This is a genomic window from Hydrogenispora ethanolica (genome assembly GCF_004340685.1).
In the GTDB taxonomy this organism is placed as follows: Bacteria; Bacillota; UBA4882; order UBA8346; family UBA8346; genus Hydrogenispora; species Hydrogenispora ethanolica.
Genome location: NZ_SLUN01000001.1, coordinates 241,298 through 255,917 on the forward strand (window position 1 = coordinate 241,298; position 14,620 = coordinate 255,917).

A 14,620-nucleotide genomic window follows, 5' to 3' on the forward strand; every position below is an offset into this window, starting at 1 on the left:
TTTTTTGCGCCGGGGTGAGGGCTGCATCGAACGGCAAAAGTTGAAGCCGACTCGACGCAGCCCCTCATCCCCGGCCCTTCTCCCGGCCGCCGGGAGAAGGGTGTCGAAGCCCGTTATCCTCGCCAATCCGTTTCCCAAACCCTCTACCGGCCCTTGACGGGAGAGGGTCGGCGCGCGCTTTTTCGCGCCGGGGTGAGGGCTGCATCGAACCGGAAACTTTAAAGGCAGTCAGTTATTCCCTTTTCGTCATGCCAACTCGACGCAGCCCCTCATCCCCGGCCCTCCCGGCCGCCGGGAGAAGGGTGTCAAAGCCCGTTATTCTCGCCAATCCGTTCCCCAAACCCTCTACCGGCCCTTGACGGGAGAGGGTCGGCGCACGCTTTTTCGCGCCGGGGTGAGGGCTGCCGGGGTGAGGGCTGCATCGTTTTTTTTGCCCCAACGAAATCCTCGGGCCCGAAAATCTATCCCATAAAATGGGTTGACAACTCCTTCCCTTAGAATTATAATCCGATCAAAGGAGTTGATTCCGAATTTTAGACGATATTGATTTAAAAATACTGAATATTATTCAGGAAGATGCCCGGATCAGCAATGTGGAAATCGCCCGGCGGGTCGGCATGGCGGCCTCGGCCACGCTGGAGCGCCTCCGCAAGCTGGAAGAGAGCGGCATCATCCGGCAATACGAGGCCCGTTTGCAACCGCAGGCGCTCGGCTTCGGGTTGCTGGCCTTCATTTTCGTGCGGATCGAGGGTCCGGGAGCAGCGCTGGCCACCGGCGAGCGGCTGGCCGCCATCCCGGAGGTACAGGAGGTGCACCATATCGCCGGGGAGGATTGCTTCCTGGTGAAGGTGCGGACGGAGAGCACCGCAAAATTGGGGGAGATCCTGCGGGAGAAGTTCGGCGGCATTGCCGCGATCCGGTCCACCCGGACCGCCATCGCCTTTACCACCCTGAAGGAGACGAACCACTTGCCGTTGCCGGACGGGGAGGCTCAGCGGTAATCTTATCGCTATCGGTCAGCTTTTTGAAAGCGTTGTGATAAACCCTGTCCGAAGGCCAGGATGAACACAAAAGCTCAGAAAAGCAACGCAGAGACTTCCGGCTTTTTTAGCCGGTTTATTACAGCTTTTTTTGAAAGGGGTCGATTCTGATGTTGGAAAAGGTCAATCTGGCGGAAAAACTGCGGCGGGTGGATGATCACTGGCACGCGCGGCTGGTGGGCGAGGTCAATGACTTTCAGGTCAAGATCGTCAAACTGCTGGGCGATTTCGTCTGGCACCGCCACGAGGCCGAGGACGAAATGTTCCTGGTGGTCAAGGGAGAGCTCACCATCCAATTGCGCGACGGAGACGTCCGGCTCGCCGCCGGGGAGTTTTTGGTCGTTCCCAAAGGCGTGGAACACAGGCCCAGCGCCGCCGCGGAAGTCGAGGTCCTGCTGTTCGAGTCCAAGACCACCGTCAATACGGGCAACGTCACCAACGAACGGACCCGGACGGCGGTGGACCGCATTTGATCAGCCGGCCGGCAGCTTGGACAGCTGCGCCAGGCAGCGCTGTACTTGCTCCAGGCCCGGCAGCGCGGGGATCGCCCCTTTTTGGGTGGTGGTGAGCGCCCCGGCGGCATTGGCGAAATCGATCATCCGCTCCAGCTCGCCCCGGTCCAGCTGCTCCAGATCCGCGGCATTCCTGCCGCTGAGGTGGTACAGGATGGCTCCCAGGAAAGCGTCGCCGGCTCCGGTGGTATCCACCACCGGCACCGCATAGGTCGGCAATCTCCCGGTCCCAAAAGGCGCGCGGTAGAAACAGCCCTGGGGGCCCAAGGTGACGAAGGCCAGCCGGACGCCGTACTCCATCAGGGCGGCCGAGCCGAGCTCGAGATCGGCCGTACCGGTCAGCAGCTCCAGTTCGGATTCGGAGACCTTGACCAGATCGGCGTATTCCAGCCCCAGGCGCATGGTCGCTTGGGCCTGAGCCGGGTCCGGCCAGAGCAGGGGACGGTAATTGGGGTCGTAGGAGATCAGTTTCCCCTGGGCCTTGGCGAACTTGACAGCCGCCAGGGTGGCGCCCCGGGCCGGCTCGCCGGTCATGGAGATGGAGCCGAAATGGAAGACGTCCGCCGCGCGGATCAAGTCGTACTCGATATCCCCCTCGCTGAACATCAAGTCGGCCCCGGGATCGCGGTAGAAGCTGAATTGGCGGTCGCCGGACTCATTCAGGTGGACGAAGGCCAGGGTGGTATGGGCCGCCCCGGTCAGCTTGAACCCGGTCACGTCGATCCCCTGTCTGCGCAGGACTTCGCGGAGATAGGTCCCGAATTGGTCGCGGCCCGCCATTCCCAGGAAGGCGGTGCGCTTGCCCAACTTGGCCAGGGCCGCCAGGACGTTGGCCGGAGCCCCGCCGGGATTCTCCTCCAGCAGCCGCTGGCCCGCAGCCGACCGGCCGGCCGGGGTAAAATCGATCAAAATCTCGCCCAATGCCGCTACATCCAACATCTCCCACGCTCCTTCAATAAATCAGCCGGGGCGACTGACGAGCAATCCCACCCCGGCTGTACTGATTTCCAATCCTTAACCTTCCGGCCGCGGTCACGGAAGCCGCACCCCGCAGCCGTCAGGCCGAAAACTTGAAGATGGTCAAATGCCGGTAGGTTTCGCCCGGGTTCAGAACCGTGCTCGGGAAGGCCGGCTGGTTGGGCGAGTCCGGGAAGTGCTGGGTCTCCAGGCAAAAACCGCTATGCTCGCCATAGGCCGCGCCCGCCTTGCCCTTCAAGCTCCCGTCGAGGAAGTTGGCGGAATAAAACTGCATGCCCGGTTCGGTGGTGAAGACCTCCAGCACCCGGCCGCTGTGAGGCTCCCGGACCCGGGCGGCCAGGGACGGCTCCCGGCCGTCTTTGTTCAACACATAGTTGTGGTCGTAGCCGCCGGGAACCCGGGCGATCGCGGCGCCGATGGCTCCGGGCGTCCGGAAATCCAGCGCCGTCCCAGCCACCGGCTGCAATTCCCCGGTGGGGATCAGATCCGGTCCCACCGCGGTGACCCGGTCGGCATCGATCATCATCTCATGCTCCAGAATGGTGCCGGAACCTTCCCCGGCCAAATTAAAGTAGCTATGCTGGGTCAGATTGACGACCGTCGGCCGGTCCGTGGTCGCCTCATAGTGGACGCTCAGTTCGTTCTGCCCGTTCAAATGGTAGGTGACCGTGGTGGCCAGGTTGCCGGGGTAGCCCTCCTCGCCGTCGGGCGACAGGTAGGTCAGCTTCACGCCGACTTCCCGCTCATCCCGGATGGGCTCGGCCTCCCACAACTTCTTGTCGAAGCCGGCCAGTCCGCCGTGGAGGTGGTTGGCGCCGTCGTTGGCCGCCAGCCGGTACTCGCGGCCGTTCAAGGTGAAGCGGGCCCCCGCGATGCGGTTGCCGTACCGTCCCACCAGCGCGCCGAAGAACGGATGTCCGGCCAGATACTCGGGGAGCGTGTTAAAGCCCAGCACCACATCGGCGAGGCGGCCGGCGCGGTCGGGCACGCGCAAGGATGTAATAATCCCGCCGTAGGTGATAATCTGGACCGTCATATTGCAATCGTTGCGGAGCGTGAAACATTCTACCGCTTTGCCGTCGGCCGTGGTGCCGAACGGCTCTCTGCTAAGAAACATGGCTGAAACCCCTTTCGACGCGATCCGGCCGCAATCATCCCGAGCCGCCCGCTTTGAATCATTGCAACCTATCGTGATCAGCAAAGTTACGATTCCTATAATTTATTGTAAATTTAAATATTTCCAAAATCAAGGCTTAATTCATGCCCCGGCAATATTCCGCTCCGCCGCTATAGGCTAACGAATGAAATAGCGTTCATTTTATGCACAATATTTTAAGGTAATCTTATGAACTTAAAGGTAGCCAGGATTTACACCTTTGTTTTCGGATCGGATTAGAATCGATGGCGTTCGATCCTTGCCATTCTATTGTCTAAAAACCTGACCTCTCCCCCTATCCCCTCCCCGGCGGTATTTCATCCGTGAACCGCCGGACTCTATCCTTCCTGGACATGGTCCGGCGAAGTTATTGCTGATGGTAAACTCGACGGGGAGGGGTGGATCGCCACAAATTATTGCCTATTTTGGGGATTTCTCTTTGGCCTAATTTTCCGTAGTTGATTCGCGTAAAGACTTACCTCTTCGGACATTGGCCCTCATTTCAAGCGATTGACCCCTCCCCGCCGATACGCCGTCAGAATTTGCTTCGCCGGGGAGGGGACCGGGGAGAGGTCGCTTTTGGACTTTCTTCTTCGTTCCATTGAACTCCACGTTCTTTTTGGTTCCGGCTTCGCCGGGATAGGTTGAATCATTTCTTTACTAAAATAACTTATTTAGGTTTGCTTCTCCCGCACCATATCCTTGATCTTCATCAGGCGGGTCAAATTGCCGCGCTCATTCTCATCCAGCTTCATGGTGATCCGTTTGATCGCCTCCTCCAGTTGGGGGATCATCACATATTCGAGCGCGTTGACCCGGCGCCGGGTGCGTTCGATCTCCGCCGCCAGGAGTTCCACGGTCTTCTCGACCTCGGCCAGTTGAATCAGTTCCTTCAGGCTGCGGGAGAGATCGCGGATGGCCTGGTCCAGTTCGCCGGAGGTCTGCGCGAAACCATAGGGATAGATTCCGCCCCGGTATTCCGGTTCTTTCAGGGTGAAGGCCGGCACCTCGATGCCCATCACCGTTTTGGTGGCGGCGCTGATCTCCGCCTTCACCTTCGGCCGGGCGATGGCCCCTTCCAGGGAATCCCGGGACATCACCGCCCGGGCCATCATGAAACCCTGCAACGCCTCGGCCAGCACCGCTTCCACGGCCTGGCGGAGCCGGCGTTCTTCCTCGACCAGCTTCATGAAGTTCTTCATCAGCTCGTCGAATTTATCTTTGAGCAGCTTATGACCGCGAACGGCAACTTTTAACCGTTTCTTGAGCCGTAAAAGTTCCATCCGGGTCGGGTTGACCCGTATCTCCATGCTCTATCCTCCGTTTGGGGCGGCCGCGCCCCGCCTTCAGGCCTCCGCCGGGGCGGGCAGGTACTTGTCGAGATACTCGTCGCGGATCCGCTTCAATTCGCCGCGGGGAATCATGCTCAGGAGCCGCCAGCCGGTATCCAGCGTCGCGACGATGGACCGGTCTTCATCCTCGCCCTGGCTGACGTAGCTCCGCTCGAAGGCGTCGGCGAACCGCGCGAACTTCTTATCCAGATCGGACAGCGCCGCTTCGCCCAGGATCACCGCCAGATCCTTGGCCTCTTTGCCCCGGGCGTAGGCGGCGAACAGCTGGTTCATGGTATCGGCGTGATCCTCGCGGGTCTTTTCCTTGCCGATGCCCTTATCCTTCAAGCGCGACAGCGAAGGCAGGACGTCGATGGGCGGGAAGACCCCTTTGCGGTAGAGTTCCCGGCTCAAAATAATCTGGCCTTCGGTGATATAACCGGTCAGGTCGGGAATGGGATGGGTCTTGTCATCCTCCGGCATCGACAGGATCGGCAGCTGGGTGATGGAGCCCTGGCGGCCCTTGATCCGGCCGGCCCGCTCGTAGATGGTGGCCAGGTCGGTGTAGAGGTACCCCGGATAGCCGCGGCGGCCGGGCACCTCTTTGCGGGCCGCCGAGATCTCCCGCAGCGCCTCGGCGTAATTGGTCATATCGGTCAAGATGACCAGCACGTGCATCTCCAGGTCGAACGCCAGGTACTCGGCGGCGGTCAGCGCCATGCGCGGCGTGGAGATCCGTTCGATGGCCGGGTCGTTGGCGAGATTCATGAAGAGCACCGCCCGTTCGATGGCGCCGGTTTTCCGGAAATCGGCGATGAAGTAGTCCGCCTCCTCAAAGGTGATGCCCATGGCGGCGAAGACCACCGCGAATTTCTGCTCGCCCCCCAGCACCTTGGCCTGGCGGGCGATCTGCGCCGCCAGCTGCGAGTGGGGCAAGCCCGAGGCCGAAAAGATCGGCAGCTTCTGCCCGCGGACCAGCGTATTCAGGCCGTCAATCGCCGAGATCCCGGTCTGAATGAATTCCGACGGATAATCGCGGGCATAGGGATTGATCGGCGCGCCGTTAATGTCCATGCTGCGCTCGGGGATGATCGCTGGTCCCTTGTCGCGGGGCCGCCCCATGCCGTCGAAGACCCGGCCCAGAATGTCCGGGGCCACGCCCAGCTCCAGGCTCTTGCCGAGGAAGCGGATCTTGCTCTGGCGCAGATTCATGCCCGAGGACCCCTCGAACAGCTGGACCAGGGCCTTATCGCCGTCCGCCTCCAGCACCCGGCCGCGCCGGGTTTCGCCGTCGCCGGAATGAATCTCCACCAGCTCGCCGAATTTAATCCCCGCCACCTGTTCCACCAGCATTAACGGGCCCACTAATTCTCTGGCGGTCTGATACTCCTTGAACATCGTTTACCCCTCCACCCCGGCGGACATTTTCGCCTCAAGCCCCTCGATCAGCGCGTCGATCCGGCCGAGATCGGCTTCGGGCAGATACTTGGCGCGGGCGATCTGCTCCCGGACCGGGTCATTCAGAATCTTTTTGATGGAAACGCCCGCCCCCAGCTGCTCCCGGGCGCTGCGGTCAAAGAGCAGGATCGACTTGAGCATCCGGTGCTGTTTGGCCAAGGACGTATAGGTGTCGATATCGTGAAAGGCGTTTTGGTGCAGGTAATCCTCGCGGATCGACCGGGCGGTCTCCATCGTCAGCTGGTCCTTGGGCGAGAGGGCGTCCACGCCCACCAGCCGGACGATCTCATCCAGTTCCGCCTCCTCCTGCAAGATCCGCATGGCCTCGACCCGCAGGCGGTTGAATTCGGGCGCTACCGCCCGGTCGAAGTATTCGGCCAAGCGCTCGGTATACAGCGAATAGCTGGTCAGCCAGTTGATCGCCGGAAAATGCCTGCGGTAGGCCAGCGCGGCGTCCAAGCCCCAGAAGACCTTGACAATGCGCAGGGTCGCCTGGGACACCGGCTCGGAGATGTCGCCGCCCGGCGGCGAAACCGCCCCCACCGCGGTCAGGGTCCCTTCCCGGCCGTCGCCGCCCAGGCAGATCACCCGGCCGGCCCGCTCATAAAAGTCGGCCAGCCGCGAACCCAGGTATGCCGGATACCCTTCCTCCCCGGGCATCTCCTCCAGCCGGCCGGAGATCTCCCGCAGCGCCTCCGCCCAGCGGGAGGTGGAGTCGGCCATGATCGCCACCGAATAGCCCATATCCCGGAAGTATTCGGCAATGGTGATCCCGGTATAGATGGAAGCCTCCCGGGCCGCCACCGGCATATCCGAGGTATTGGCGATCAGCACCGTCCGTTTGATCAAGACTTCGCCGGTGCGCGTGTCGTGCAGCTCCGGGAATTCCATCAGCACGTCGGTCATTTCATTGCCGCGCTCGCCGCAGCCCACATAGACGATGATCTCGGCGTCGGCCCATTTGGCCAGCTGGTGCTGGACGATGGTCTTGCCGCTGCCGAACGGCCCGGGGATGCTGGCGGTGCCGCCTTTGGCCACCGGGAAGAACGTGTCGATCACCCGCTGGCCGGTGGCCATCAGCTCGGTCGGGGCCAGCTTCTCCCGGTAGGGACGGCCCCGCCGCACCGGCCATTTCTGCAGCATCTTGACCTCGACGACGCCGGTCGCCGTCGCCACCCGGGCCACGGTCTCATCCAGCGTAAAGGCGCCGGACCGGATCTCCGCCAGTCTGCCGGAGACTCCGGGCGGGATCATGATCTTGTGGGAGACCACCACCGTTTCCTGGACCGTGCCGATGATATCGCCCGGCTGGACCATGCTCCCTGGCGCAGCCGTGGCGACGAACTCCCATTTCCGGTCGTGGTCCAGCGGCGCCACTTCCACGCCGCGGGTGATGCGATCGCCCACTTTTTGCACCAGTTGATCGAGGGGACGCTGAATCCCGTCGTAGATCGCTTCGATCAATCCCGGCCCCAGCTCCACGCTGAGCGGAGCGCCGGTCAAATAGACCGGTTCGCCGGGGCCCAAGCCGGTGGTCTCCTCATACACCTGGATCCAGGCGCGGTCGCCCCGCAGCTCGATGATCTCTCCGATCAGCCTTTTTTCGCTGACCCGGACCACCTCATACATCCTGGCCTCCGTCAGGCCTTCGGCCACCACCAGCGGTCCGGAAACTTTAATGATCTTGCCCTCTCTCATCTACTCAACCTCTTTTCCCGACAGGATATCCGCGCCGACCGCCCGTTCGATGATCCGGCGGATTCGCTGCATGGCATAGCCCTGATCGCCCTGGCTGCCCGGAATATAGACCACGCTCGGCAAAGGCGCGCCCGCGTGCTCGATCAGCGTCTTTTCCACCCGCTCGGCCAGGGACTCCGCCACGAAGATGATCGCATATTCATTCTCCTCCATCAGCTTCTCCAGCAGGGCGGCGGGATCGTCCCGTTCGCCGACGGGAAAGGTCTCGATCCCCAGCGCTTTGAAGCCCAGGATCCGGTCCTCCTCGCCCATCGCGGCGATCTTATGTGTAAGCACGTCGCAAACGCTCCTTTATTTTGGAGTTGGGCACCCGGTTGCTTTGGCCCGTCAGAATGATCCGCAACGAACGGACCTCGGTCTCTTTGGCCAGCCAATAGCCGACCAAGGGCTCGATGCCGAGCGCGATATATTTGGCGCGGCCGATCAGTTCGGTCAGATAATTGTCGGACTCCCGCTCCAGGACGCTTAGCGAGGTCAGGAGGAGCGGTCCCGCGCCGGCCAGCCGGGAATAGCGGCTCCGGTTCAACAGGGCCAGCAGCTGATCGTCGTTTTGATTCCCGAACGCTTGAAAATCGGCCGGCTGCCAATGGCCGCCCTCCAGGAAGAAGCGCTGAAAGTCGGCGAAGCCCAGGCCGATGAAGCGCAACCTCAGCCAGATGCGCAGGTTGGTCAGATCGACGGCCGCGCTCCACCACTCGCGCAGCAGGTCGGACCGGCCCCGGCCCAGGATCTGATGGCCGGCCGCGAACCAGGCCCGGTCCAGGATCCGGTCGATCTCCTGCACGTCCCCGCTGGCCTGGTAGAGCCGGCGCGCTTCCCGCACCGCCCCGGCATAGGGTTCCGGGAGCTCCGGCTCGGCCGCTTCCATCCGCTCCAGCAGCCACTCCGGCGGCCAGACCCCCAGCCGCGACAGCCGCGCCGCTCCGAGCCGGGCCTCCTTCAGGATACGCTTCAGATTTTCGACATCGTAGCGCTGCATCAGCAGCCGGATCTCCGGAGCGTCCTGGCTCAGCTGCAATACCAGGCGGAACACCCGTTGCAGCTCGGCGTCGAGCGCCGTCTCAAATTGCAGCGCTTCCTGGAGATGGGCCAGGGCCGGAGCATACTCCGTCTCTCCCAATAGCGCCACCGCTTCGGCCAGGTTCGGGGCATCAGCCATCCGGTCCAGCTGCGCGTCGCTGATTAACTTGGTCTCGAGCGCCCGAATCCGGGCCACCGCATAAGCAAAATCCCGTTCCCGCATCCGTTTCTCATCCTTTCAGGCCCGGTCTCGAATCTCGTCGGGTCACGGCCGTTCCTTCGGGAAGAGCGCCACGGCGATCTGCGGCACCAGCTCTTCCTCGGCCGCTTCCAGCAACGCCTGATAGGATCCGTCGACCGTGTATCCTGGACCGCTCAGCACAAAGCCGCCCTCGCCCTCCGGCGGTTCGGGGGCCAGATTCAAACGGGAGGGACTCCCGGAAGCGGCAATGCGTTCGTTGGCCTTCTGGACGATGGCCTGCCATTCGGCGGCCGCTCCCGCGCCCCGGACCGTGCCGCCGCCGTGCCTCCCGGCATCCGCCAGCTTTTGGGCGAAAAATTCGATGCGCCGTTCGGCGGGCAGCTTGGCCAGGGCCTCCCGGGCTCCGGCCAAGGCCCGCTGGATCAGCTGGTGCTTGGCGGTAAGGACCCGCTTGCGCAACTCGAGCTCCGCCGCGATCTTGGCGCGCCGCTCGATCTCCTCGGCCTTGCGGCGGTAGGTCGCGGCGGCGGCGGCGCGGCGTTCCCCGGCCCGCTGCTCGGCTTCGTCCCGGATCCGGGCCGCCTCGCGTTCCGCCTCCCCGGCGATCTCCGCCGCCTCCTGCCGGGCCTTGGCGAGAATGGCGCCGGTCAGCGCTTGAATATCATTCATCGACGGGCGCTCCTTTACCGAATGTTATTCACCAGGAAGAACGAGATGACAAAGGCCAGAATGGCGTAGGTCTCGACCATGCCGGCGTAGATGATTCCCTTGGTCGATTCTTCCGGCCGTTTCGCCAGGATTCCCATGCTGGCCACCACCACCCGGCCCTGCCAGATGCCGGAGAGCCAGCCGACGATGCCGATGGGGAAACCGGCGATCAGGTATTGCAGCCCCTGCAGCACTGTCAACTGCTCCGCCCCGGACAGCTTGGTGAACATCAGCATGCCGATGACAAAACCGTAAATCCCCTGGGTGCCCGGGAGGGCCGCCAGGATCACCGACTTGCCGAATTTCCCGGGATCCTCGGTGACCACTCCCGAAGCCGCCTGGCCCGCCAGGCCCACTCCAAAAGCGGAGCCGTAGCCCGCGAATAACACCGCCACCGCCACTCCGGCATAGGCCAAGAAAATGCCCCAATTCTGTTCCATTACGATGAAGCCTCCCTTTCGTCAATTACGAACGTATATTTCCGCTCGGCCTTGAGCGGCGCGAACGGCCGGCCGCCGCCCTGGTAAAACTTGCCGAAGAACTCCAAATACTGCAGCCGGCTGGAATGGACGTAGGCGCCCAGCACGCTGAGGGCCAGATTCAGCGCGTGGCCGAAGCAGAAGATGGCCGCGCCCAGGATCCAGCCGGCCACCGGAATGCTTTGTACGACCATCCAGGCCAGCTGGTTCATGATGCCGCCCATCACCCCGCCGGAGAGCCCCAGCGCCATCAGGCGCGAATACGAGAGCACGTCGCTGAAAAAGCCGATACCGCCGTAAAAAGTGAAGAAGCTGCCGGGGATCGCCAGCAGTTTGGCGACGATCCCTTTTTTGGAGCGGACATTCCCGATCACCAGGCCCAGGGCGGAGACCAGCAGGAGGTAGTTGAAGAGCGTCCCCTGGCCGGCCAGCCCCAGGGCGTCTTTGCCCAGGACCAGCACCACGCTGGTCAAAAAGAGCAGCCAGAACCCTTGATTCAACAGGGCGTCCACCCAGCGGCCGGCCCGGATATCCTCCCAGGCGCTGAGGATCACCCCCAGATACAGCTGGATGAGGCCCAGCGCCAGGGCGATGATGAGCAACAGGATCGGATTCTCCAGCGGATTGAAGATGCCGAAGCGGACCGGCAGGCTCAGCACGCTCCCGGTCAGCAGGCCGACCAGCACCGCTCCCAGCCCGCTGAGGAGGAACATCCAGGAGAGTTTCCTCCCCACCGGCCCCAGTTTCAACTTGAGCAAGAGGCCGGCGCAGATCAGCGAGAGGATCAGCCCGTACCCGGCGTCCCCCAGGGCGATTCCGAAAAAGATGAAGAAGAACGGGGCGATCACCGGCGACGGGTCGAGCTCGCCGGCCCGCGGCAGGCTGAAGCTCTGCACCAAATATTCGAAAGGCGCCAGCGCCGGCCGGTTGGCCAGCCGGATCGGCGGCTCCTCGCCCGGTTCGGGATCCACCGTCTGGCAGGCGTAACGGATCTGGTTCCGGTCCAGCTCGGCCTGGAGCTGTTCCAGCCGGTCGGCCGGGATCCAGCCGGTCAGGGCGGCGCTCCGTTCCGAATACAGGTGCTGCCGGGTCGTCTCCAGCCGGGCCTTCTCGCTGAGGCCGGCGTCGTAAAAGACCTGCAATACCTGTCGTTCCTCGTGGAGGCCGCGCGCCCGCTCCCGCAGGCGTTGCGCCGCGGCGTCGAGCCGCTCCCTTTGGGCCTCCAGCTCCGCCAGCCTGGCGGCGACGGTGGTCTCGTAGGCGGGCAGCGTCACCAGGTGGATGTCGTGCTTGGCGAAGAATGCCTGGACCTGGCCGGAATGCTCCCGCTCGGCCAGTAGCGCGAAGAGAACGCCCCGCTGATCCGCGGCCACGATCTCGCCATAATAATCCAATTCCAGCTCGTCGAGGCAATCCGGCGACGGAGCCTCGGCGGCGGCCAGGAATACCTGGACCCGTCCGGTCCCCTGCAGGGCCCGGCCGTCCAGATCCCAGCCGCGCCAGGGGGCCAGCTGGTCATGGACGGTCTGAACCTGGTGCCGCTCGGCCTGGAGCCGCGCCAATTCCGCCTCGATTTGCCGCAATTCGTCCAATACCCGGTCCGCCCGCTCCGGCTGGGACAACAGCCGCTGCTGGGCGGAGGGCGTCAGGTAAGTCTTGACCCCGGCAAACTGCTCCACCAGGCTTGGCCGCACCGGCGCCACCTGATCCAGGAAGGCCAGGGCCCGCCCCAGCTCCCCCAGTCGCCGGTCCGTCCGGTCGATCCGGCGTTGCAGATCGGCCACCAATCCGGCCAGCGCCGCTTCGTTTTGGGAGGCATCGGCCGGGAATGGCGCCAGCTCCATGATCTCCAGTTCCTGCAGGAGGCCGGTGAGCCGGTCCAGATCTTCGCGCAACGTAAACAGTTGCACCTTGTGCATGGGAGTGACGCTCATGCTTCAGCTCACAACCTTTTCGACGATCATGGTGACGGCCCCGGCCAGATTCCGTTCGCCCGCCGCCGTCAGGCCGGCGGCCTGCCGCTCGGCCTCCTCCAGCTGTCCGCGGCGGTATTCCGCCATGCGCCGCTCGGCCGCGGCGACCGCGGCTTCACCGGCGGCGATCGCCTCCGCCTCGGCTTGCTGGACCCGTTGGGCCGCTTCCTCCCGGGCCCGTTTCAAAAGCTCGGAGCGGTGCTGCCGGGCTTCCTCCAGAATCCGGTCGGCCTCCGCTTCCGACTGCTGAATCATTTGCCAGGCTTCTTTGGCCATTCGCTTCACTCCAATCCGTATCCGTCCACAGATAATGGAAGTATATACTAATCGAGATCCCTTTATCCCCTCGAACTAAAGTGCGGCTCCTGTCCTATCGAGGGGCAGGTTAATATCTTTTTTACAAGTTCCAGATGAGAGATAGCGGCCAAGTCTCCCCGCGGGAGGACCGGCCTGAAGTGTTTTTTGAGGAAAAACAGCAGTTGATTCCGAAAAGGCAACCTTCTCAACGACTAGCGCCGCAAAGCTTGAACGACTTCCATTGAACCATGCGACCACGGTAAAATCTCAATAAAGTGCTCACTCAGGATGTCTTCGAAACAGGATATTTGTTCTTATTGTAGCAAAATGATCAGGGCCGGCACAAGGAATTCTTTTCCTTCCTCCTTCCAGGCCATGGAAAGCTCCAGCAAAAGCGGTGAAAAATTTTTAATCGGCGTCCCCCGCCGCCGCAGTTGCTTCCGTGACTCCCGATCAATCTTTTGTGAATCAAGATCGATCTTCTATGAATCATGATCGATCTGGAATCATTGGCGATCGATCATTTGTGAACCAAGATCCTACGGCAGTCGCCGCCGCAGTTGCTTCTGTGACTCCAGATCGATCTTCTGCGAATCAAGATCGATCTGGAATCATTGCCGATCGATCATTTGTGAATCAAGATCCTACGGGGGCCACCGCCACAGTTACTTCCGTGACTCCAGATCGATCTTCTGTGAATCAAGATCGATCCGGAATCATTGCCGATCGATCATTTGTGAACCAAGATCCCGCGGCAATCGCCGCCGCAGTTGCTTCCGTTCTTGGCGCAGGACATTTCAATTCATCCCCCTTAATATTCGACCCCACAAAATCCGGCACGAAGCCGGATGCGCGGAATGGATACAGGGACGTATCACCTGACGTCGCCGTCGAAGCATCCGTAAGCAACGCCGCCAGGGACGGCAATTCCCCAGAAAAGGGACCCGCGACTCGGAGGAGCGGGATGGGGGGTCAAGGGGGCACTCGCCCCTTGCGGCGGGGGTACCGGCCTAGGGAGTTTGCCGCCAAACCCCCTGGCCGACCTTGGCACAGGATGTAAGCTGGATAGACGGTTTTTCTCAACTACCAAAGCTAATGACTCGTCCTCTAAAGGAATTTCACTGCATCCCCCTCAATATCGACTCTACCCATCCGGCACAACGCCGGCCGTGCTGCGGCAAGAACGGCGTCCCGGCCCGGCGCCGGGGAGCGCCGCTTGGTAAAAGTCCTGTTTCATTTCGAAAAAACCGTTGACAGCGGCGGGAGCGGCGCATATAATAAAGCCATAATATATGAATGATTGTTCGTATGTTCAATAAATCATATTCATGGAGGTACCCATGTCCGAGCCCAACGAAGAACTGAACCAGTGTTGCAACGTCATCCACCTGGATATCGTCAACCGGATCAAGGAGAAGACGCCCCCGGAGGAGAGCCTGTACGATCTGGCGGAACTCTTCAAGGTCTTTGGCGATTCCACCCGGATCAAGATCCTCTGGGCCCTGGCCGAGATGGAGCTGTGCGTCTGCGACATCGCTTTCCTGCTGAATATGACCCAATCGGCCATCTCCCACCAATTGCGCATTCTCAAACAGGCCCGGCTGGTCAATTACAGGAAAGACGGCAAAAACGTCTATTACTCGCTCGACGATGAGCATGTCAAACAGATCTTCAACCTCGGCCTGATTCATATCAACGAACCCTGACC

General features: G+C 61.9%; 14 protein-coding genes. 3 read left to right on the forward strand and 11 right to left on the reverse strand.

The window, feature by feature from the left end; genetic code table 11:
• The first annotated feature begins 542 nt into the window (after positions 1-542).
• Positions 543-1,001 (forward strand): Lrp/AsnC family transcriptional regulator, encoded by a 459-nt coding sequence (locus EDC14_RS01015; RefSeq protein ID WP_341540137.1) that lies wholly within the window; start codon positions 543-545, stop codon positions 999-1,001.
• Between the two features lie 149 nt (positions 1,002-1,150).
• Positions 1,151-1,513 carry a cupin domain-containing protein gene (locus EDC14_RS01020; RefSeq protein ID WP_207930689.1) on the forward strand — a complete coding sequence of 121 codons (363 nt, stop codon included), beginning with the start codon at positions 1,151-1,153 and terminating at the stop codon, positions 1,511-1,513.
• Here EDC14_RS01020 and EDC14_RS01025 read toward each other — a convergent pair whose 3' ends face one another.
• The 11 genes from EDC14_RS01025 to EDC14_RS01075 all read right to left on the reverse strand — a co-directional run bounded on the left by EDC14_RS01025 (position 1,514) and on the right by EDC14_RS01075 (position 12,891).
• A complete protein-coding gene (locus tag EDC14_RS01025; RefSeq protein ID WP_132012318.1) occupies positions 1,514-2,491 on the reverse strand; it encodes a carbohydrate kinase family protein in 978 nt (325 codons plus the stop codon).
• A 118-nt stretch (positions 2,492-2,609) separates the two neighbouring features.
• On the reverse strand, positions 2,610-3,647 hold the full coding sequence (locus EDC14_RS01030) for an aldose epimerase family protein (protein WP_132012319.1): 1,038 nt from the start codon (positions 3,645-3,647) through the stop codon (positions 2,610-2,612).
• 713 nt (positions 3,648-4,360) lie between these two features.
• Complete coding sequence (locus tag EDC14_RS01035; protein ID WP_132012320.1) at positions 4,361-4,996, reverse strand: V-type ATP synthase subunit D; 636 nt, start codon at positions 4,994-4,996, stop codon at positions 4,361-4,363.
• Positions 4,997-5,032: 36 nt separating this feature from the next.
• Positions 5,033-6,415 (reverse strand): V-type ATP synthase subunit B, encoded by a 1,383-nt coding sequence (locus EDC14_RS01040; protein WP_132012321.1) that lies wholly within the window; start codon positions 6,413-6,415, stop codon positions 5,033-5,035.
• Positions 6,416-6,418: 3 nt separating this feature from the next.
• Positions 6,419-8,173 carry a V-type ATP synthase subunit A gene (locus EDC14_RS01045; protein WP_132012322.1) on the reverse strand — a complete coding sequence of 585 codons (1,755 nt, stop codon included), beginning with the start codon at positions 8,171-8,173 and terminating at the stop codon, positions 6,419-6,421.
• Complete coding sequence (locus EDC14_RS01050; protein WP_132012323.1) at positions 8,174-8,509, reverse strand: V-type ATP synthase subunit F; 336 nt, start codon at positions 8,507-8,509, stop codon at positions 8,174-8,176. It lies immediately after the preceding gene.
• Complete coding sequence (locus EDC14_RS01055; protein ID WP_132012324.1) at positions 8,496-9,476, reverse strand: V-type ATPase subunit; 981 nt, start codon at positions 9,474-9,476, stop codon at positions 8,496-8,498. The genes EDC14_RS01050 and EDC14_RS01055 overlap by 14 nt, the downstream gene beginning before the upstream one ends.
• Positions 9,477-9,518: 42 nt before the next feature.
• On the reverse strand, positions 9,519-10,124 hold the full coding sequence (locus EDC14_RS01060) for a V-type ATP synthase subunit E family protein (RefSeq protein WP_132012325.1): 606 nt from the start codon (positions 10,122-10,124) through the stop codon (positions 9,519-9,521).
• Between the two features lie 14 nt (positions 10,125-10,138).
• On the reverse strand, positions 10,139-10,603 hold the full coding sequence (locus EDC14_RS01065) for a V-type ATP synthase subunit K (protein ID WP_132012326.1): 465 nt from the start codon (positions 10,601-10,603) through the stop codon (positions 10,139-10,141).
• A complete protein-coding gene (locus tag EDC14_RS01070) occupies positions 10,603-12,561 on the reverse strand; it encodes a V-type ATP synthase subunit I (RefSeq protein ID WP_132012327.1) in 1,959 nt (652 codons plus the stop codon). The genes EDC14_RS01065 and EDC14_RS01070 overlap by 1 nt, the downstream gene beginning before the upstream one ends.
• An 18-nt stretch (positions 12,562-12,579) precedes the next feature.
• Positions 12,580-12,891, reverse strand: a complete 312-nt coding sequence (locus tag EDC14_RS01075) for a hypothetical protein (RefSeq protein WP_132012328.1) — start codon at positions 12,889-12,891, stop codon at positions 12,580-12,582.
• Between the two features lie 1,361 nt (positions 12,892-14,252).
• Between EDC14_RS01075 and EDC14_RS01080 the strand changes: the two genes are divergently transcribed.
• A complete protein-coding gene (locus EDC14_RS01080) occupies positions 14,253-14,618 on the forward strand; it encodes an ArsR/SmtB family transcription factor (protein WP_132012329.1) in 366 nt (121 codons plus the stop codon).
• Positions 14,619-14,620: the final 2 nt, after the last annotated feature.

Excerpts from the sequence above, each read along its gene's own strand:
- EDC14_RS01075 (WP_132012328.1), bottom strand. The coding sequence starts at position 12,891 with ATGGCCAAAGAAGCCTGGCAAATGATTCAGCAGTCGGAAGCGGAGGCC.
- EDC14_RS01065 (WP_132012326.1), bottom strand. The coding sequence starts at position 10,603 with ATGGAACAGAATTGGGGCATTTTCTTGGCCTATGCCGGAGTGGCGGTG.
- EDC14_RS01020 (WP_207930689.1), top strand. The coding sequence starts at position 1,151 with ATGTTGGAAAAGGTCAATCTGGCGGAAAAACTGCGGCGGGTGGATGAT.
- EDC14_RS01070 (WP_132012327.1), bottom strand. The coding sequence starts at position 12,561 with ATGCACAAGGTGCAACTGTTTACGTTGCGCGAAGATCTGGACCGGCTC.
- EDC14_RS01060 (WP_132012325.1), bottom strand. The coding sequence starts at position 10,124 with ATGAATGATATTCAAGCGCTGACCGGCGCCATTCTCGCCAAGGCCCGG.
- EDC14_RS01080 (WP_132012329.1), top strand. The coding sequence starts at position 14,253 with ATGTCCGAGCCCAACGAAGAACTGAACCAGTGTTGCAACGTCATCCAC.
- EDC14_RS01030 (WP_132012319.1), bottom strand. The coding sequence starts at position 3,647 with ATGTTTCTTAGCAGAGAGCCGTTCGGCACCACGGCCGACGGCAAAGCG.
- EDC14_RS01045 (WP_132012322.1), bottom strand. The coding sequence starts at position 8,173 with ATGAGAGAGGGCAAGATCATTAAAGTTTCCGGACCGCTGGTGGTGGCC.
- EDC14_RS01025 (WP_132012318.1), bottom strand. The coding sequence starts at position 2,491 with ATGTTGGATGTAGCGGCATTGGGCGAGATTTTGATCGATTTTACCCCG.
- EDC14_RS01040 (WP_132012321.1), bottom strand. The coding sequence starts at position 6,415 with ATGTTCAAGGAGTATCAGACCGCCAGAGAATTAGTGGGCCCGTTAATG.
- EDC14_RS01055 (WP_132012324.1), bottom strand. The coding sequence starts at position 9,476 with ATGCGGGAACGGGATTTTGCTTATGCGGTGGCCCGGATTCGGGCGCTC.
- EDC14_RS01035 (WP_132012320.1), bottom strand. The coding sequence starts at position 4,996 with ATGGAGATACGGGTCAACCCGACCCGGATGGAACTTTTACGGCTCAAG.